14 protein-coding genes are annotated in these 19,844 nt (G+C 66.6%); 1 reads left to right on the top strand and 13 read right to left on the bottom strand.

All coding sequences use genetic code 11. The features are described from left to right. Window position 1: 1 nt before the first annotated feature. The 13 genes from E8E95_RS10770 to E8E95_RS10710 all read right to left on the bottom strand — a co-directional run bounded on the left by E8E95_RS10770 (window position 2) and on the right by E8E95_RS10710 (window position 19,252). Window positions 2-1,822 (bottom strand): secretin N-terminal domain-containing protein, encoded by a 1,821-nt coding sequence (locus tag E8E95_RS10770; protein ID WP_077527339.1) that lies wholly within the window; start codon window positions 1,820-1,822, stop codon window positions 2-4. Then, on the bottom strand, window positions 1,819-2,316 hold the full coding sequence (locus E8E95_RS10765; protein ID WP_280349862.1) for a secretion system X translation initiation factor: 498 nt from the start codon (window positions 2,314-2,316) through the stop codon (window positions 1,819-1,821). The genes E8E95_RS10770 and E8E95_RS10765 overlap by 4 nt, the downstream gene beginning before the upstream one ends. A 2-nt stretch (window positions 2,317-2,318) precedes the next feature. Beyond that, the gene (locus tag E8E95_RS10760; protein WP_280349860.1) at window positions 2,319-2,870 is read right to left on the bottom strand and encodes a GspMb/PilO family protein; all 552 of its coding nucleotides are present in this window, start codon (window positions 2,868-2,870) and stop codon (window positions 2,319-2,321) included. Further along, window positions 2,857-3,402, bottom strand: a complete 546-nt coding sequence (locus E8E95_RS10755; protein WP_280349858.1) for a pilus assembly protein — start codon at window positions 3,400-3,402, stop codon at window positions 2,857-2,859. Before E8E95_RS10755 ends, E8E95_RS10760 begins: the two co-directional genes overlap by 14 nt. A gap of 1 nt (window position 3,403) precedes the next feature. Further along, window positions 3,404-4,195, bottom strand: coding sequence for a hypothetical protein (locus tag E8E95_RS10750; RefSeq protein ID WP_280349856.1), 792 nt, complete (start codon window positions 4,193-4,195; stop codon window positions 3,404-3,406). Next, window positions 4,176-5,864 (bottom strand): GspE/PulE family protein, encoded by a 1,689-nt coding sequence (locus tag E8E95_RS10745; protein ID WP_280349855.1) that lies wholly within the window; start codon window positions 5,862-5,864, stop codon window positions 4,176-4,178. Before E8E95_RS10745 ends, E8E95_RS10750 begins: the two co-directional genes overlap by 20 nt. 604 nt (window positions 5,865-6,468) lie before the next feature. Then, entirely contained in the window at window positions 6,469-7,104 is a 636-nt protein-coding gene (locus tag E8E95_RS10740; protein ID WP_280349854.1) for a SurA N-terminal domain-containing protein, read from the bottom strand. Window positions 7,105-7,128: 24 nt separating this feature from the next. Continuing rightward, window positions 7,129-8,688 carry an ABC transporter substrate-binding protein gene (locus E8E95_RS10735; RefSeq protein ID WP_280349852.1) on the bottom strand — a complete coding sequence of 520 codons (1,560 nt, stop codon included), beginning with the start codon at window positions 8,686-8,688 and terminating at the stop codon, window positions 7,129-7,131. An 11-nt stretch (window positions 8,689-8,699) separates the two neighbouring features. Then, window positions 8,700-9,332, bottom strand: a complete 633-nt coding sequence (locus tag E8E95_RS10730; protein ID WP_280349851.1) for an SCO family protein — start codon at window positions 9,330-9,332, stop codon at window positions 8,700-8,702. Continuing rightward, a complete protein-coding gene (locus E8E95_RS10725; protein WP_280349850.1) occupies window positions 9,329-10,018 on the bottom strand; it encodes an SCO family protein in 690 nt (229 codons plus the stop codon). The genes E8E95_RS10730 and E8E95_RS10725 overlap by 4 nt, the downstream gene beginning before the upstream one ends. 10 nt (window positions 10,019-10,028) lie before the next feature. After that, window positions 10,029-11,939, bottom strand: a complete 1,911-nt coding sequence (locus E8E95_RS10720; RefSeq protein WP_280349849.1) for a cytochrome D1 domain-containing protein — start codon at window positions 11,937-11,939, stop codon at window positions 10,029-10,031. A gap of 477 nt (window positions 11,940-12,416) precedes the next feature. Then, complete coding sequence (gene mnxG, locus E8E95_RS10715; RefSeq protein ID WP_280349847.1) at window positions 12,417-18,230, bottom strand: manganese-oxidizing multicopper oxidase MnxG; 5,814 nt, start codon at window positions 18,228-18,230, stop codon at window positions 12,417-12,419. A 401-nt stretch (window positions 18,231-18,631) separates the two neighbouring features. Then, entirely contained in the window at window positions 18,632-19,252 is a 621-nt protein-coding gene (locus E8E95_RS10710) for a lytic transglycosylase domain-containing protein (protein WP_280349845.1), read from the bottom strand. A gap of 165 nt (window positions 19,253-19,417) precedes the next feature. Here E8E95_RS10710 and gspG point away from each other — a divergent pair, with 165 nt between their 5' ends. Continuing rightward, on the top strand, window positions 19,418-19,840 hold the full coding sequence (gspG, locus tag E8E95_RS10705; RefSeq protein WP_280349843.1) for a type II secretion system major pseudopilin GspG: 423 nt from the start codon (window positions 19,418-19,420) through the stop codon (window positions 19,838-19,840). Window positions 19,841-19,844 lie beyond the last annotated feature (4 nt).

The following is a 19,844-nucleotide window of genomic DNA, read 5'->3' as shown; positions in this document are numbered from 1 at the left end:
CTCAGGGCCTCCCACTGATGGGGGCGGGGCTGACCACCACCGCCGGTGCATCGGGCAGGTCGACGCCCAGGGCTTCCACCGGGCCGCGCACCGTCGGTACGCGCATGCTGCTTTCGGTGCCCGACGGGAACTCCATGTCGTAGGGGCTCTGGTACGGCAGGTTGCGCACGATGCGCGGCGTGATGGAGAGCACCAGCTCAGACTTGGCGAGTTGGTCGTTGTTGCTGCCGAAGAGCCGGCCGATGCCGGGAATGTCGCCGAGTCCGGGAATCTTGTTGCCGCTGTTGGACTGGTCGTTGCGCACCAGGCCCGCCAGCACCTGGGTTTCGCCGTCACGCAGGCGCAGGGTGGTCTGGGCGTTGCGGGTGTCTACCTGGACCGGAATCGTGCCGTTCTGGGTCGGGGTCAGCGGCGTGGCGTTACTCACCTCCAGCGCGACCTTGATCGCCACTTCGTTGTTCAGGTGCACCGTGGGCTGCACTTCCAGCTTCAGGCCGACGTCCAGGTAGGTGATGCTTTCGGTGATCACCGGGCCCTGGGTGGAAGGCACCGAGGTGGCGCTGACGATGGGCACCCGCTGGCCGATGTGGACGCGGGCCTGCTCTTTGTTGCTCACGCGGATCACCGGGCTGGCCAGGGTGTTCACGTCGTTGTCCTGGGCGTTGATCTTCAGCTGCGGCGACGGCGAAATGCTGATGCGGCCCGAATCGATGCCCTTGAGCTGATCGAGGATGGTCACCGGCGAGCCGTCGTCGTTGATCACCCCGAAGGTGTTGGGCCATTGCAGGCCGAGGTCGAGGATGCGCTTGCGCGAGACCTCCATTACTTCCACTTCCAGCACCACCTCGGGGTTGGACTGGTCCTGGGCCTGGAACAGCTTCTCGGCCATACGCACGGCGTCAGGCGTGTCGCGCATGGTCAGGGTGTTGAGGCGCTCGTCGATGAAAACGTCGCGGGTCTTGAGCAGCGTCTTCACCAGATTCATCGCCGTCGCCGCGTCGGTGTTGGTCAGGTAGAAGGTGCGCATCACCAGGTCCTGGTAATCCTTCAGCTTCTGCGGCGAGTCGGGGTAGACGACGATGGTGTTGTCGTTCACCACGCGCTGGTGCAGCTGGTTCTGCTGCAGCAGCAGCTCGACTGCATCCTCGATCGGCACCTCGCGGACGAAGATGGTGGCCTTGAGGTCCGGGCGCACATCCTTGTCGAAGATGAAGTTCAGCCCCGAGGTCTGCGCCAGCACTTCGAAGATCACCTTCAGGTTGGCGTCGCGGAATTCCAGGGTCACCGGCCGGTCCAGGCGCGAGCGCAGTTGCGGATAGGGCACGGCGGAGCGCGCCTGGACCACCTCGATGCTGCGTTGCAGTTCGCGGGCGCCTTCATGCTCCGGGTCCAGGGCGAGGATGCCGCGCGCCTGGCGCGAGGCCCCAACCACATCGCCCCGGCGCAGGTCCGTCTGGCCCTGGCGCAGCATGTCGCTGATATTGCGCTGCTGCTCGATCACATGCAGGCCGTCCAGCGCCCGCTGGTTGTGCTTCTCGATCCGCAGCACCCGTTCGTAGTTCAGCCGCGCGGTGGCGAAATCGCGCTGGGTGCGGGCCAGGTCGCCATCACTGAGTAATGCCTTCACTGCCCGAGCCCGCTGGGTGGTCACGGCCATCTGCGCGCTGACGTCGTTGGGCGACTCGCGAGCGGTCTGCTCCAGCCTGGCCAGGCCTTCCTCGAACTGGCCGGCATCGATTAGGTCCAGCCCTTCACGCTGGGCCAGGTTGGTGGCGCAACCGGCGAGCAGCACCAGGGCCAGGCAGCAGGACAGTCGGTTCATAGCGAGCTCCCCACGACCAGGGTCTGGGCGATATCCAGGGGCAGGTAGACCAGGGTCATGCGCTCGGTATCGATGCGCTGGACCTTGTAGGTCTTGTCGATCAGGTCGCCTTCGCGCACCACCAGCACCTGCTCGCCGCGCATCAGGAAGACCTGCATCTGCTGGCGGTCATCCATCTTGCCGATGAACTTGAACGGCAACGGCGGCGCCGTCGGCTTCGGTGGCGGAGGTGGCGGTGCGGAGGCCATCGCCGGGGGCGGCGGCGGGGCCACGTACCAGCTCTGCACAGCGAACAGGTCGGCCGCCGGTACCGCGACTTCTGCTACCACCGGCGTGACCGGGGCGGAGGCCGGCGCGGCGGTCTCGGGTAAGGCCGCCAGGCGCTGCGGGCGCGGCATGGCCATGGGTTCGGCCTGCTCGCCGAAGAACTCAGGAACCACCGCCAGGACGGCGGCCGAGCCGAGGAATGCCAACCAGAACAGACGGCGTGCCATGGTCACCTCGCCAGATACAGGGTCATGCGGATACGCCCCTCGAGCTCCGAGTCGGCAATCTGCTTGCGTTGCAGGTCCACCTCTTCCAGGGCCAGGGCCGGCAGTTGCGCCTGCAGGCCATGGAGGAAGCGGCGCAGTTGCGGGTAGCTGCCGCGCACGGGCAGCAGCACCTGGTAGCGCGCCAGGCGGGTCTTGGGATCGAGCCCGAGGGCATATTCGCCACGGGCCAGCGAGATGCCCTCCTCCCGGGCCAGGACGTAGATGCGGTCGATGGCGCCGGTGGCGTCCAGTTGCGCCGGCAGGTTGCGGCGGAAGTCTTCCAGCTGGGCCGATGAGGCGTCGCTGGCCGGTTTGGCGGCCACGGCGCTGGGGGCCGCCGCCAGTTGCGCGCGGTCGGCGGCCAGTTGCTGATCCAGGTTCGCCAGCGCTTCGCGTGCCGGCAGCAGGCCAAACAGGGCGTAGCCCAGGGTCATGACCAGCAGCGTGCCGCCGACCAGACCCGGCCAGCCGAGGCGGCGGGTCTGTTCGATGAGGATCAGCCTAGGGACGCGCATCCTTCACCCCCCAGTTCGCCAGCAGGTTGAAGCGGATGGGACGCTCGGCCTGTTCGGTGACCATTTCGTGATTGAGCAGCGAGACATCGCTCAGCGCGTCGCTGGCTTCCAGATCCCGGTGGAAGGCCAGCATGGCCGGCAGGTCGCGCGCCTCGGCGGCGATGCGCAGCTGGCCCTTGCGGGCATCGGGGGTCAGCGACAGCAGGGCGACGTCCTTGCGCGACTGGGCTTCGAGCATGGTGAACAGGCCGTCCCAGGGCAGGTTCATCTGCGCGGTGATGCGGCGCAGTTCCGCCACGCTGGCGGCGCGGGCCTTCTCTTCGCCCGCCGAGAGCGGCGCATGGCGCAGTCCGCGTTTCTGCAATTGCTGGTCGACGCGCTGCAATTCGGCATTGCGGGTTTCGCTCTTGTTATCGATGCCGTGGTGCGCACCGAGCATGAGCACGGCCATCAGCATCCCGCCCCCCAGGAGCAGCCAGCCGGGGATGCTGGAAACGGGTTTGTGCTGGAAGTCGAGATCGATCTGGCGCATATCAGTTCACCGTCATTGCCATGGCGTGCAAGGGGTCCTGATACCGCCCTTCGGGCAGTTCGGCGTCGAGGCGGGCGACTTCTGCGGCGAACTGGCCGGCGCGTCCCGGGGCATGCAGGAAGAAGCCGGCCGGAGCGTCTTGCTCCAGGCCACGGAGTTCGCCTTCGCGGGCGATCAGGTCATTCAGTGCGGCATCGCTTGTGTCCAGCGCCACCGAGCGCACGGTGGCCCAGCGACCGCCGCGTGCCAGCAGCAGGCTGCCGCGTCCAGGCTCGGCCACGAGGAAGAGGAAGTCGTCCATCGACAACGCCGCGCGGTAGCGGTTGAAGGCGGCGACCAGGTAGGGCTGCACCGAGGCGAGTTGCAGGCCATTACGCTTGGCCAGGCTGCGCAGCTGGGTGAGCAGCTCGTCCGGCATGGCGGCGGCCAGGCGCGGTTGGCCAGCGGCTTCCGGCGCCAGGCACAGGCTCCAGCCCTCGCCCAAGTTGCCGTAGATGTCTTCGAAGCAGAGACGCACGTAGCCAGCCAGCTCCTCGGGGGTGTTGATGGCCTCGCTCCAGGGCACCAGGCAGAAACGTGTGTAGTGGCTGGACAGCAGCACCTTGAGCATGGCCCGCCCCGGCTTGCGTCCGGCCAGCAGGGTTTCCAGCGCGGCCACTGCCGACGGCCAGGCCAGGCCGCCGACGGCGTCGAAGTCGGTGCTGCCGAGCCACTCGCGGCTGCGGCAATGCAACAGGCCCACGCTGTGGGGCCCGAACACGGCGGTATAGGCCTCAGGCCACAAACGTGACACGGTTGATCTCCTCCAGCGTGGTGCGGCCTTCGCGGACCAGGTCCAGGGCCGAGGTACGCAGCAGGCGCAGGCCGCGCTTGACGGCCAGTTCCTTGATGCGGCTGATGGGTTGGCGCTCGATGATCAGTTGGCGCAGGTCATCGTCCAGGCGCAGGAGTTCGGCGATGGCGGTCCGCCCGCGATAGCCGGTGCCCCGGCAGCGTCCGCAGCCCGGGCTGGTGATGAAGCGATACTGGTGCGCGCTGGCGGGGTCGATGCCCGACGCCAGCAGTTCTTCCTCACTCGGCTGCACGGCCTCGGCGCAGCTCGGGCAGGCCAGGCGGATCAGGCGCTGGGCCAATACGGCGTTGAGCGCCGAGACGAAGCTGTAGGGGTCCACTTCCATCTGGCTGAAGCGGCCGATCACATCGAACACGTTGTTGGCGTGGATGGTGGTGAACACCAGGTGACCGGTGAGCGCCGACTGCACGGCGATCTGCGCGGTGTCGGGGTCGCGGATCTCGCCGACCATGATCTTGTCCGGGTCGTGGCGCAGGATGGAGCGCAGGCCACGGGCGAAGGTGAGGCCCTTCTTCTCGTTCACCGGGATCTGCAGCACGCCGGGAAGCTGGTACTCCACCGGGTCTTCGATGGTGATGATCTTGTCCACGCCGTGGTTGATCTCGGTGATCATCGCGTACAGCGTGGTCGTCTTGCCGCTGCCGGTGGGGCCGGTGACCAGCACCATGCCGTAGGGCTCCGAAGCCAGTCGGCGCAGGCTGCGCAGGGTGCCGTCCTCGAAGCCCAGGGCCTCCAGGCGCACGCCGTGGACCTGGTCGGCCAGGTCCTGCTTGTCGAGCACCCGCAGCACCGCGTCTTCGCCGAAGATGCTCGGCATGATGGAGACGCGGAAGTCGATCTGCCGGCCATTGATGCCGATCTTGAAGCGTCCGTCCTGGGGCACGCGCTTCTCGCCGATGTCCAGCTCGGCCATCACCTTCACCCGCGAAATGACCTGCTCGGCCAGCTCCACGCCGGGCACCCGGCTGCCGCCGCCCAGCACACCGTCGATGCGGTACTTGATGGACAGGCCGTTGCCGGTCATGCCGAGGTGGATATCGCTGGCGTGCAGCTTGAGGGCGTCGTAGAGGGTGGAGTTGACCAGCTTGACCACCACGCTGGCGTCTTCGCTGATGCGCGCCAGGGAGAGGGTTTCCAGGGCCTCGCTTTCCTGCACGGTGCCCGCCCCCGCCTGGAGGGAGTCGACGGCATGGAAGCTCTCTTCATGACGCTCGAGGTAGGCCGCCAGCTCGCGCGGATGCACCAGGTAGAGATGCGCACCCTGGCGTTGCTCTTCGATCCAGGCCAGCCGCGACTCGTCGAAGGGGTCGGCGAAAACGCCAAGGGTTTCGCCATCCAGCTCCAGCAGCACGAACTCGCGCTTCAGGGCCAGTGCCAGCGGAACCCGCTCGAAACAGGGCGTTCCACGGCTGAGGGCCTCGAAGGCCAGAACCGGGTAATGCAGGGTATTGCCCAGGCGCTGGGCGAAAGTATCGGGGGACAGGTTGGCCAATTCATCCAGGGCATCCACCAGACGATGACCCAGCTCGTCCGAACGCTTGCGCGCAGCGCGCATCAGTTCGGTATCGAAACGCTCCGGTACAGGCTGCGTCAGAAGCTGGCTGTCCATGGTGGTACCTCCAGGGGCCATCGCGGTCCGGTGCTGCCGGAATCCGCCCTTGCCTGGACATACGCATGCATCGTGCCAGCCGATTGGCTGGCCGGAGGGGCTTCTAAGTCGCTGATTTGCAATGGGGGTGACTTCCCCGCCATCGGGGGTTTCCCCAAAACCGGGGGAATGGCCGATGTCGGCCAGTGGCTATCCCCAGAAGTGGGGAAGGCCTTTCGTGGGAACCCTGCGGGTTCCTTGGCGAATGAATTCGCCCCTACAGAAAAGCGGAACCTCGGACTGCACGGACAACTCCCTCTCCCTCTGGGAGAGGGCGGGGGTGAGGGTTTTCTCCGACCGTGCGGAACACCATGGGGAGTCCTTCGGCCTCCTTAGCGATTGAAATCGCCCCCACAGAAGAGCGGGGGTCGCTGCGCGACCCATCGCGAATGAATTCGCTCCCACAAACACAGCGACCACCAGCCTGCACGGATAGCCCCCTCTCCCGCCTGCGGGAGAGGGCGGGGGGAGAGGGTAATCCGCCCGTGCGCAAATCCATCGGGAGCCCTACGGCCTCCTTCGCGAATGAATTCGCCCCCACAGAAAAGCAGGACGGATAGCGCCCCTACAGCGCAACCAGCACTTCCACCCTGCCCTTCTCGCGCAATTTCTCCAGCGCCTGCTCGCGGCCTTGGGCCATGCGTTGGCCGCTGAGGTACTGGCGCACCAGGGCCTTGGCGCGGGCTTCGTCCATGGTCGGGTCGACCTGCGGTTTCAGGCTTTCGTAGGCCGCCTGCACCTCTGCCTCGGTGGGCGGGGTTGCCTCGGCCAGTGCATCGAGCACACGACTGGCGACCAGCTCATGACGCAGGTAGTCGCGATAGGACGGCTCGTCGAAGCCGGCCTCATCCAGTGCCCGGGCAAAGCCCTGGGTATCGGGGAAGGCGGCCTTCATTTCGGCCAGGCTGCCGCTGATTTCTTCATCCGACACGCTGATGCCCAGGCGGCCGGCCTCCTGCCAGAGCAGTTCCTTGTCGATCAGTTGCTGCAGCGCCTCGCGCTTGAGTCGCTTGTAGGCCATCGGGCTGCGGATGGCGCCTACCTGGCGGCCCTGGATCTTCAGGTAGTCGACGAAGTGCCGCTCCAGCCGGAAGTTGCTGATGTCGGTGCCGTTGACCCGCGCGGCGATGCCGGTTTCGCCCGCCAGCACCAGGGGCGTGAGCAGGCCGATGACCAACCCGAGCCAGGGATTGCCTTGCATGTCCTGTCCTCCCCTTCGTGATGCTTAGAGCCGTGTGTCCACCTTGATGAACCTGCCCAGCGGCCGGAAGTTCTGGCCGTGCAGGTCGACGGTGACGATATGCGCGCCGGCCAGGCCCACCCGCTGCCCCGGGCCGAAATCCAGCGACGGGGTCAGGCCAGTGTGGAAACCGCGCAAGCCTTCCAGTGCGCTGACCAGCTTCTCGCGACTGGCATCACGGCCCGCCCGTTTCAGTCCTTCACTGACCAGCATGGCGGCGCAGTAGGCGCCTACCTGCAAGGCCGCGTGCTGGCCACCCACCCCCTGGCTGCGACGTATCGCCAGCAGCGCCGCTTCGCCTTCCGGGGTCCAGTCGCCGGGCATGAAGGGATAGGCGAGAAATACCCGTTCGGAAAAGCGCCGCGGAATGCGCAGGGCGCTGCTGGCGACCTGGGCCGAGGCGGCGAACAGGTAAGGCGAAAGGTCGTCGGCCTGGAGCTGGTCGGCGAGCCGGGCGAAGTCTTCCGACTGGCCGAGGAAGAACACGCCCTGTGCGCCACGGGCCGCAGATGCGAGGGCGTGATCGCGGTTTCCGCTGCCGTAGTCCAGCAGGCGCACCCGCGACCAGCCCTGGTCCATCAGGCGCAGGGCCAGGGATTCGGCGAGGCCCTGTTGCCGGGCCTCGCCGGGGTAGACCACCAGGGCCTCGGGCTGCTGCAGGCCGAGATCGCTGCTGGCGTAGCCCGCCAGGGCGAAGAGTTGCTCGCGCAGGCCCGGCAGGGCATTGAACACCAGCCGGTTGTCACCGGCTTCGTCGAACAGCGCCAACGGCCCCACTAGGGGCACCCCGGCCTTGCCGATGGCGTCGGAAAGGTCGCCATCCAGCGCGGGCACCAGGGGTGCCAGCAAGGCGAAGACCTGGTCCTCTTCGAGCAACTGGTCCAGCGCCCGCTGCGTGCTTTGCCGGTCCATGCCGGGGTCGCGTACCACCAGCGACAGCTGCCGGCCATGGATGCCGCCTGCCTCGTTGACCTGCGCCAGGGCGCCGCGCAGCACCGCTTCCACCGTATGGCCCAGCTCGGCCAGGGGGCCTCGCGTTGGCAGCAGGGTTCCCAGACGCAGCTCGGTTTCCTGAACACCGGGGTCGCGGTCGTCTTCCACGCGCTTGAGGTAGGCCGTGAGGTTGGCCATGTCACGCAGGGACATGACGAAGCGCGGCATGGCCGGGTCGAGGCGATTCCCGGCGGGGTCGCGGCCCTCACTCACGGCGCGGGCCAAGGCGCCTTCGTCGTAGGGGCCATGGCTGCGGCCGTTGGCCTGTAGCTGACCATAGGACAGGGAGAGGCGTCGCCAGGTGATATCCGGCGGACGCACACCGCCTTCCGGACGACCGCGGCCATCGGCGCCGTGGCAGTTGGCGCAGGGCATCACCGCCGCTGGCACCAGGGTATCGCCGGCACCGACCCGCGCGCTGATCTCGCCATTGGCCGCGCCCACGCCCTCCAGGTAGATGCGCCGGCCCGCCGCTTCCTCGGGGCTGAGCTCCAACGCGAACGCGGGACTTAGCTGAGCGAGCAGCAGGGCCAGCAGCACGGCGCGCCACATGGCATCGGTCCTCAACGCCCGGCCACGGGCATGGTCATCAGTTGCAGACGCTGGGCGATGGCAGGCACCGGCGCGTCGGGGCGAATCTTGCTCCAGCGCTTGTTCGGCACGTCACCGGCGATCAGCAGCGTGGAATGGGCCTCGGGGCTTTCACCCAGTTGTCCCAGGCGCGTCAGCACCAGGTCCATGTCGGCCTTGTCGCCGGTCAGGAAGATCCAGTTGGGCGAATCCACACCGTGCTTGGCGGCGAAGGCCTTGAGCACTTCCGGGGTGTCGTTCTCGGCATCGCTGGACAGGGAGATGAAGTAGACCTGCTTCGCCAGGTCCTCGCCCATGGCGTCGCGCACTTCCTTGAGCTTGCGGGTGATCAGCGGGCAGGCGTCGTTGCAGTGGGTGAAGATCACATTGAGCATCACCAGCCGGCCCTTGAGCACGTCGCTGTAGAAGCGCACCTCCTGGCCATTCTGGTCGCGCAACAGGGTATCGGTGAAGTAGGTCTGGGCATCCGTCGTGCCGCGGGCCTTCAGGGTCTGCGCGGCGGGAGCATTGGATGCCGGAGCGGCTTCGTGGTTTTCGTGGCCTTCGTGGGCATGGGCAACATTGGCCAGGGCCATGGCCAGGGCGAGCGGGAGCAGGCGCTTCATGGGTGGGTCTCCTGGGCAAGGGCATCGTGACCGTGACCGCCGTGTTCACGGGCGGCGCTCAGTTCGTCGACCCGCGCCATCAGCACGGCGGGATCGGTGAAGCCGTAGAAGCGGGTCCACTGTTGGGTGCGGCCATCGCCCACCATGATCAGCGGCGGATGGTCCTGGTAGTTCGCCGTCCAGGTGCCGAGACCCTTGAGCGTGTCGGCCACCGCCTCGTTGCTGCCGGTGACCCAGCGCCAGCCCTCGCCCGCTTCGAAGCGGCCGGCATATTCGTGCAGGCGTTCAGGGGTGTCGCGCAGCGGATCGATGGTCAGGGAGATCAGTTGGACCTCCCGCCCGGCGCGCTCGCCGAGCTGCGTCTGCAGCTTCTGCATGATTGCCGAGATCACCGGGCAGACCGTGGTGCAGCTGGTGTAGACGAAGCCCATGACGACGATGCGGTCGCTCACCAGGTCGTCCTTCAGGCGCAGCTCGCGGCCATCCTGGTCCAGCAATGGCACGTCGGCGAAGGCCACCTGGGCGCCCTGCGCTCCGGTATGTCCCTGGTGCTGGGCATGGGGGTCGGCGGCCATCTGCGCCATGTGCGCGGCGTGCTCTTCCGGCGTGTGGCCGGCCAGCGCCGGGACGGCGACCAGACCCAGGGTGAACAGCGCGGCAGCGATGCCTGTCTTCAACGGTTCCATGGCGTGCTCCTTATGGATTGGTCCGCGCCTGGGCCGGGACGGCGCGCAGGCTGGCATAGGGTTGCGAGCCGAAGGGCATGCCCAGGGAGGCCGAGCCCACGTGCAGGTAGTACGCGCCGACCTGCTTCAGTTCGATCGGCGCTTCGTAGATGCCTTCGCCCACTTCCACCGCTGCCACCTCGTAGGGGCGCGAGGCCGGCGCCTGGAAGTAGCGCACACGCAGGTCGGCGATGCCGGTCTTCGGCTCCTCCGCGCCGCCCTGGAGGATGCGGAAGCGCGCCTTGGCGGTGGCGCCCGCACTCACCAGGGGCTGGTCGATGAGGAATTCCACGCGCGGCTTGTTGCGCTGGGCGGCCATGGCCTTGTTGGCTTGCACTTCGGCGCTGAAGCAGTGGGCGATCTTCGGCTGGTTGAGCATCACCGCCAGGTCGAACTTGCCCGGTGCTGGCAGCTTGATGCGGCTGCTGAACAGGCCCGGCTCGACTTCGCGCATGCTGCGGTCGATGACCCGTGCAGCGCGCGAGGTGTGCCCCCGGTTGAGGTAGCCAGTCATGGGGGCGTTCATGCCTTCCATGTAGAAGTAGGTGGTGTTGTCCACCGGGTTGACCACGAACACGGCGCCTTCGTCGCGGGCCTGACTGAGGCCGTCAGCCAACGGCAGCTCGCCGGCCAGCTTGGGCGCGGCAGGGCCGGCCTCGAAGGCCTGGACGATGATCTGCTTGCCTCTGCCGAGGGATTCCAGGTTGATCATCGTCACCTTCGGCGACGCCAGGCCGCGCACATAGGCGTAGTTGCGGGTAAACACCAGTTGGTAGGGCTCGGCGGTGATTTCAGCGCGCTGGACGATTTCGTCGCTGCCGGCATCCAGCACCAGCACCTGGTCATTCAGGCTGTTCAGCGCGAGGCCGAAACGCCCATCCGGGGTGAAGCGCAGTGGGCCCAGTCCGTGGCCGGCGTCGATCACCTTGCGCACCTTGAGGCTGCGGGCGTCGATGACGGTGATGGTGCCCGCCTTGCCGTCGCTCACGTAGAGCGCGCCGGAGAGCTTCGAGACAGCCAGGGATAGCGGGCTCGGCCCGGTCTCGATGTCCTGCACCTTCTTCAGGCTGGCGACGTCCACCACCGTCACCCGGCCGGCATCGCGACTGCTGACGAAGGCGAAGCGCGAGTCGGCGCTGAAGGCGATTTCGTGGTGGCCGCCGCCAGTGGCCAGGGTTGCCACGGTCTTGCGCGCCTGGGTATCGATCACGGTCACGCCGCCCTCTTCCCCGCGCTGGGCATTGTTGCCCACCCACAGGTAGCGGCCGTCCGGCTGCAGGGCCACGCGCACCGGCTCGGGGCCGGCCGGGAGGCTGCTCAGCACCTTGAACTCGCTGGTATCCACCACCGCGACTTCACCCGCGCTGGGCATGGACACGTAGAGCAGGCGGTCGTCGGCGCTGGCGGCCCAATCCATGGGCGGACGCTTCAGGGGGACGCGGGTCAGGGTGCTGGTGATGCCGCCCACCGAGGTCACCGGATCGATCACGGTGAGGGCGGAATCCTTGTTCATCACCACCAGGTAGTAGCTGTTCAGGTCCACCATCGGACGGGCACTGAGCACGCCCTTGAGGTAGGTGCCGATGCGCACCTTGCACTGGTCGGCCTGGCCTTCCGGCAACGCCTGGTCGAGCCAGGCCCCCGGCACCTGCCCGGCCAACGGCTGGCCGGTGGTGGCATCGGTGATGCGCAGGCGGACGTCGGCGAACATGCCCTCGGTCAGCACGCCATCACTGCCCAGCGGTCGGGCCTCGAACTCGATGGCGACGCCATCGCGCACCAGGCGCTGGGAAACGCCGGCAGGTGCTTCGGCGGCGGGCAACTGGGCGGCCAACAAGCCGGTGAACAGCAGCAGGCTGGAAGCGTTGTGCAGGGCTTTCATCTGGCGTCCTTCCCCTTCGTCTGGACCTCGCCCTGATGCAGGAGCAATGCCTGTGCCAGCCGTGAAAGGGTTCTGGATTCAATGGGTTGCGAACTGGGTAAGGGTGACCCCCGGAATATTCCCCACCCATTTCCCCCTCTTTTGGGGGAATGCGGGCTGGCGAGACCGAGCTGGCCTGAAAGCACCCTCTCCCCCGGCCCCTCTCCCGCAGGCGGGCGAGGGGTGACTCGCGCCGGCAACACCGCGCCCAGGCAGGCGCTCTTCTTGTGGGGGCGAATTTATTCGCGATGCAGGACGCAGTCCTGCCCCCCGAAAAAGAAAATTGCAGGACATTTCTGGCCTGCGATTTCAGTGTTCCTGGTTGGCTCCGATGATGGGTATCGCTTCGCTCAACACCATCCTACGGGCATTTGTAGGATGGGTTGAGGTACGAAACCCATCATCGGGGTGTCGCCACGCTCAACGCCATCCTGTTCCCTACTGCTCGTTGGTCACCCGCAGCAGTCCCCAGACCCCGCCGACGTTGCCGAAGGCGGCGTAGTCCCGGTACAGGTAGTCCCCCGGCACCGCATTGGCACCGCCGGCGCTGGGGATCGACAGGCTGAAATGCGCCGCCGGCAACACGCTTTCCTGGGCTCCGATGTACAGCGCCGCCGGGTTGATGCCGAAGCGCAGGGAACCGATGCCGGCGTTCTTCTGCGGATAACCCCAGACATCCAGCTTCTCGGACAGGTAGGGGTTGAACGCCCAGACATGGCCATCGAGCTGGAAGGTCATGCCACGGCTACCGCCCGAGGGCATGGTCACGTGGGTACGGAACGGCTGCCCAGGCTTGACCTTCATGATCGGGGTCAGCGGGTCGCCGCCCACCAGCTCGTTGTTGTACGCCATGTGCGCGTTGGGCACGTCGCCCCAGCCGTGGCCCTGGGCGTGGCCGAAGGGTGCGTCCGGCGCCTTGCCGAAGCGGTACCACAGCGGCTCGCTCTTGTAGTTCACGGCCATGCCGGAGTTGTCCTTGGGATCGGCGGGGATGCCGAAGCCTTCGGAGGCCATGTTTTCCACCGGTCGGCCGTTGGCCCAGCGCATGTTCAGCGACTTGTGCAGCACCAGCGAGAAGTCGCGGTATGGCGCGCCGGTGCCGGCCAGCGGGGTCACGGTGGCGGCGGCGCGCATGTTGGCGTCCTCGACCCAGGTGGCGCCCTGGGGCGCGATGCTCATCGCACCGGCGAGGCCTTTCTGGCCCTGCTTGACCGGATCGGCCGGCAGCAGGTTGAAGCCGCCGAACTCGATGGGGGTCGCGGTGATGTTGTCGACGCTGCGACCGAGCTGGGTCACCGGCTTGCCTTCACGCTCCAGGTGGCCGACGTAGAACTTGTAGCTCTTCGACGGCCAGGCACCCCCAGCGGCGGCACGCGGTTCCACGGTCTGCACCGGGTTGATGCCGACGTTGAAGCCATCCGACTTGGTGATGTCGTAGGCCAGCAGCTGGGTGTGCAGGCCGACATGGCTGGAGGGCCGCATCATGTTGTTGTTGAAGGTGGTTGGGCCCTGCGCACTGTTGCGGTCGCGTTTGACCAGGCCCTGCATCACCGCGTAGGTCGGCAGGTCAGGCATCACCTGCGGCAGGCGATTTTCCAGGGTGATGTTCACGCAGTCGCCAGCGGCGGCGCGCAGCACCAGCGGCTCGACGGGCACGCCGGGTTTCAGCTTGCCGGTGAGCGGGTCCAGGTCGGCCTTGCGCACATAGAGAATGGCGGTCGGGTCATGCAGCGGGCCGGACTGGCCGCCGATGGTGAACACCTCGCCGTCTTCCTCGTCGATGACGGTGGCCTGCGGAATGGTCATCGGCCGCGAGTTGTACACCAGGGTGCCACCCTGCGGATTCAATGGCCCGCCGGCATGCATACCCGCCCCGGCCGGATCGCCGATGGTCAGGCCCAGCGGATTGCCGAGGATGTCGTTGGCGAGCGCCGCGACGATCTCGTAGTTGCGCTGCACCGTGGTGCGGGTACCGATGCCGTTCGGGTTGGGGCTGGTGCGCGGGCACACGCCGTCGAACTGGGTGGTGTTGCGCGACGATACCGGGCGCGGGTTGTTCGGCAGGGCGAACAGGTCGGCGCGCGGTTGGGTGTAGTTGCGCATCACACCCCAGATACCGTTCCAGTAACCCTCGATGGAAGCATCCATGTTGTAGAGGTAGTCGGCGGCTTCATAGGTGGTGTTGCCGGACATCATGGTCACCGGGGCCACGAAGCCGAATTGCTCGGAGATGCCCACCATCTGCGAGGCCTTCCAGCCCGAGTTGCCGCTGTTGCCGAAGCCGGTGCCGGAGTGCAGCCACTTCACGCCGTGCAGGGTGACGTTGTGCTCTTCCTCGTGGCCGCCGGCGTGCATGCGCAGACGCACGTTGTCGCCGGAGTAAGCCCGCAGCAACGGGGTGAAGGGGTCACCGGGCAGGTCGCCGCCAGCGTTGATGTGTGGCGGGAACTCGGTGCTGGCACCGGTGGGGCCGGTGGCCGAGCTGATGGCGCTGGGCGCCAGGTTCAGCGCCGGGATGGCGCGGTCGGTACGGGTCTGCAGGGCATAGGCGAGATCTCCCGCCAGGCCGTCTGCCTGCATGCCGGGTTTGCCGTCCGGGGCCACCTTGTAAGGGTCGAAGATGCGCAGGCCCACCGGTTCGTTGCGGTAGTTCACGACGAACATGCCAGGGTCATCCACCGAGATCGCCTGCGGGCAGGGACGGCTCGGGCAGCCCAGGACCTGTCCGCCAGCAGCCTCGCGCACCGACTCGAAGAGGTTCGGGCCGGACTGGCGCACAGGCGGGTTGATGGCGTAGCGGAAGCTGTCCATGGAGGTTGGATAGGCACCGGCGTCCGGGACGCCGTCAGGACCGGCGCCAACGTAGACGCCCGCCTCGTAGGCATGCTGGAAGTCGCTGTACTCCATGAAGAACTCGCGGAAGCTGTCGTTCTTGCCGTCGCCGTCCAGGTCGCCGGTGGCGATCACCGCCTGCCAGGAGGTCGGGCCGCCGTCCGGGCGCCCACTGTAGAGCGGTTGGCCGGTTTCACCGTGGTACCAGCTGGAGCCGGCGGGTTCGGTGAGTACGGTGGCGTAGAGACCCAGTTGCTGGTGGGTGGACGGGCCGAAGTGGTCGTGGGTGAAGATGTTCCCCAGGCCCCGGTCGACGTTGTAGGTGTTGATCAGCGGGTCGGCGAACCAGCGTTGCAGGGTGGTGCGGGCACCCAGCCAGTCGGCGCGACCGAACTGGCCGAAGTACGGGTGCTCCTTGGCCACCGGGCATTCCTGGGTGCCGTCGCGCGGGTCGGCCTCGACGCAGTGGTTGTACTCGCGGATGGCGTGGATGCGCTCCACAACGGCGGCCGGCGAGAGCGTGCCGTCCTCGTAGTTCCAGCCATTGGCCGAGCCGTCGGAGGCGGTCAGGTCCCACTTCGGCAGGTGGATGTGCTGGCCGATGATGTCGGTGGGGGTGCGCACCTGGTAGTCGTCCAGCTCATACACCGCCGGGATCAGATTGGTGTGCTGGTACATGGTGCAGTCGAAGGTGTTCATCCGCATCACCAGCGGTTCCGGCGGCTGCTGCTTGTTGATCACCGGCCAGGCGTCTTCCCAGAGCGCGAGGATGCGGGTCTGCGGGAAGTGATAGCCGACCTTGTTGAACACGGCGTCGAACTGAATGTTGGCGCCTTTGTAGACGCGCGGGCGGTCGGCGGTGTACGCCGAGCTGCCGGTGAAGGACTGGCCATTGATGGTGTCGCCGCTGTTGTAGCGACCGACGGCGGAGGCCTGGGTCAGGCGCTTGCCGGTGTCGTCCATGCACGGTTCGTAGTACGGCGCGCCGCCCACCGGCAGGGCGCCGTTGGTGCGGAAGTCCTTGGCCTGCACGGCGCCGCTGGGCGACACGGCAAAGCTCGCATGGCTGGGTTTGGCGTGGAAGGCCATGACCGACTGCTCGACGTCGGTGCCCTCTTCCGGCAGGAACACGGCCTTGGCGCGATGGACCACTTTGGAGAAGTCCAGGGCGCTGGTGACCACTTCGGCTTCACCGCCGGCGGACACGCCGTCCAGGGTGTGGCGCGGCAGGCCGCCGTCCCAGCCACCGGCCTGGGCCGGCTCGATGTTCGCCCACAGGGCCTTGCCCGAATCACGCAGGCTCTGGGCCTTGGCGGTGTCGAGCATGTCCAGCGGCGGGGTGCTGGGGCGTTGGCCCACAGTGCTTTCGATGCCGCCGATCCAGAACGGGAAGCCCGGGTTCTTCAGGGTACCGTCGGCATTGCGGTTGGCCTCGCTGCGATCCACCAGGGCCACCGAGCCCACGGCCTTGCGTTCCGGCTCGTGGTTGGAATCGTCATCGCCTTCTTCGTGCTCGTCGTCATCGTCATTCGCGGCCACCAGCTCTTCGCCGTATTTGGCGACTACGGTGACCTTGCCCGGCATCGGCGGCATGGCCTTGCCCGGCAGCGGGATGATGGCGGGAATCGGTGTACCGGCGATGATCTCGCCGTCCGGCAGGGCGCGGGCACCTTGTGCCGGCAGACCGCTGCGCAGCTCGAAGGCTTTCTTGTGATAACCATCGTCGCCTTCTTCGGACACCTCCAGGCGGGTGCCTTCCTCGAACACGTCGTGGATGCGCCACATGGCCCACATGCCCTGGGCGAAGTGCGGATAGAAGTGGCAGTGGTAGATGGCATCGCCCGAGGTGCGGTTGCGGTTGCCGGAGCCGCCGTTGGCGATCTCGTAGGTGTAGCCCGAGCCCGGCCCGATGCCCTGGGCGTCGATGTAGTCGGAGTTGTCGTCATTGGGGTTGAACAGCCACTGGTGGCCGTGCAGGTGGAACACATGCTGCTCGTAGCCGTTGTGGGAGTTGCGGATGCGCACGGCATCGCCGATGTAGCTGTGGGCGACGTTGGACGGCTCGGCCGGGAACAGGGCCATGGTGGCCTTCACCCCGGTGCTGCCTTCCGGCGGCACCTGGCCGGGGAGGATGGCTTCGAGGCCGACGTTGGCCGGCACATCCACCTGCATGGCGGCATCACCGACGACGTGGGCGCTGAGGAAGAACTCTTCGTAGGCGCAGGACAGGCAGTCATGCATCGGACCGACGCCCAGGCGGTTGGCCACCACTTCGGCACCGATGCCGCCGGCACCGTAGTTGATCATGAAGGAGTCGCGGGTCGGCTCCAGCACATGGCCGAACACCGGGTCGTTCCAGTAACCGGGGAAGGCCTGGGCCACGGCGTTCTCGTCATGGAACACGGAGGAGAAATCGCGGAAGGGTTCCAGGCGATTGGGCAGCGCCGGGTTGCGCTTGCCGTAGCTTTCCAGCGGGTAGGTGTTCTGCGGGAAGGTGCCATCGGGGTTGGGCCCCATGACCACGGCATCGGTGTCGCTGGAGATGATCTCGCCGTTGTCCATCATGGCGATCACCGGCAGGCCGGCCTTGCCTTCCTCGTTCCAGGGCGAGGTCTGTGGATAGCGTTTTTCGTAGTCGATGATCGGCTGGCCGGCCGGGGTACGTCCGGTGGTGGCCAGACGCATCTCTTCTTCGGTGACCACGTTGCGGTAAGTGCGCGAGAGCTTGGGCAGCACGACCACCTGGGCGAACAGGCCGTTGGCGGTGTTGCCGCCAGTGCCTTCACCACCGAAGGTGGCGCCATAGCTGCTGGCGGCGAATGCACCTTCGCGCTCGGCGTACAGGGTGTAGGAGCGGCTGCCGCCCGGCGGGATCAGGTTGTTCTGATTACGCCCGGCGTTGGTGGCGATGTCGCCAATGTCATTGACCGCCTGCATGCCGTTGACCTGGAAGCCGACATGGCGGTCGGCAACCTGCTCGTCCTTCCTGAACAGCGGGTCGTCCGGGTTGCGGGGGTTGGCCTGGTAGGCCAGCAGGTTCTGCAAGTTGATGGTCAGGCAGTCCCCCGCGGCCACCCGCAACACCAGCGGACGCGGACGCTTGTCGGGACGCAGCGCCACCTCACCGGGCACCGCCGCGCCGCCCTGGGTGAGCGGCACTTCATTCTTGTCCACCACGTCGCGGCGCAGGGCGAACATCATGCCGTTGATGTTCTGCGCGCCGAGGCGGTTGAACATCAGCGGCTGATCCAGGGCCACGACATTGGCCACCAGATTGCGCGTGCACTGCACGGCCGCCTGCGCCTCCTCGGTGGGAAAGAGCGCGCCCAGCAATAGAAGGGCGCCGCCCAGGTAAAGAGATGCCCTCGGGGCACCATCGAAAATGGGGTTTGCACTGCGCGAAGGATTCGTCCGTTTCATTTGGCTGACCTCGGTATCAGGTGCACGGATGCCAATAGAGGGCAGGACTGACCGAGCAATGCCTGTGCCATTAGCGCAAAGCCTTTTAAATCAGATGATTGGAATGGCTAATGGGGAAAGTGCCAGTATTTCCCCCACCCGATTCCCACCCAATTCCCCGGTTTTGACCGGGGTTGGACGGAGGGCATGGAAGTGAAGGGTGAGGGGCGATTTCGAACGTGAAGGGCGACCATTGGCAGACCTTCGGCCTGCTTGGCGACTGAAGTCGCCCCCACAGAAAATCCGCGGTCCGGATGAAATCCTTGTGGGGGCGATTTCAATCGCTATGGGCAGCGCAGCTGCCCTTCTCCACCGACGATTTGATGCGCAGAAAACGCCCCCGCATCTGGGGAAATTCCCCACTAGCGGGGTCGTTTTGCGTCGGCCTGGAGGCGTTGGTAGTGGCCCAGGACGCTGGGTACGTAACGCTGGGTTTCCGGGTAGGGAGGAATGGCGCTGCCATAGGCGAGCACGGTGCCGGGCCCCGCGTTGTAGGCGGCCAGGGTGAGGGAAAGGTCGTTGTCGAACATCTTCAGCAGGCGCTTCAGGTAGCGTGCCCCGCCGCGCACGTTGGCGGCTGGGTCGAACACGTCCTGCACCCCTAGATCCTTCGCGGTATCGGGCATCAGCTGCATCAGGCCCGCCGCGCCCTTGGGCGAAAGCGCGGAAGGATCGTAGTTGGATTCGGTCTTGATCACCGCGTGCAACAACTCGGCGGGCAGGTCGTAGTCGAAGGCCGCCTGGGCGACGATCAGGGCGTAGCGCGGCGCCTTGGCCCTGCCTTTTCGAATCGGCTTGACCAGGCTCGGGGCCTTCGCCAGCGCGGGTCTTTCGCGGGCCACGCGGACCAGTTTGCGGTCTGTCCGGTGGATGTTGGTGAGGGTGATGCTGCCGTTGGCGGAGACCACCTGATAGATGTCGGAGCGGGCTTCGTCAGCGGTAGTCGCAAGGATGCTGAGCAGCACCAGGGCGGGCACTTTCATCGTTGTTCTCCCCTGTGAGGGCCGATGCCCTTCGGGTTGCTGGGTGCTGTACCGTCAGCAAAGCACGTGCCGGAAGATCCAACTGGTGATGTGTCGCCCCCCTCGCCCGCTCGTCGTGCACACCTCTTGCATAGCCCTTCGCACTGACCCGCAGCGGAGGTTCCCATGAAGTTGCTTCGTCGACCCGAACAGGGTTTCACCCTTCTCGAACTCCTCGTGGTGCTGGTGGTGCTCGGCCTGTTGGCCGGCATTGTGGCGCCAAAGTATTTCAATCAACTCGGCAAGTCCGAAACCAAGGTGGCCCGCGCGCAGATCGAGGGACTGGTGAAGGCCCTGGATATCTACCGCCTGGAAGTGGGCCATTACCCCAGTACCGAGCAGGGCCTGACAGCGCTGGTGAGCGCGCCATCGGACGAGCCTCGCTGGGGCGGCCCTTATCTGCAGAAGGAAGTGCCGCAGGACCCCTGGGGCCGCGCCTATGTCTATCGCGCCCCCGGTGAGAACGGCGATTTCGATCTGCTTACGATGGGCAAGGACGGTCAGCCTGGCGGCGACGGCGAAAACGCCGAAGTCACCAGTTGGCAGTGACCGC

Origin of the sequence: Pseudomonas sp. BN414, from assembly GCF_029871275.1 — a bacterium.
Lineage (GTDB): Bacteria > Pseudomonadota > Gammaproteobacteria > Pseudomonadales > Pseudomonadaceae > Metapseudomonas > Metapseudomonas resinovorans_C.
Note: the sequence above shows the minus strand (reverse complement) of the source record. Positions and strands in the feature narration are given on the sequence as shown.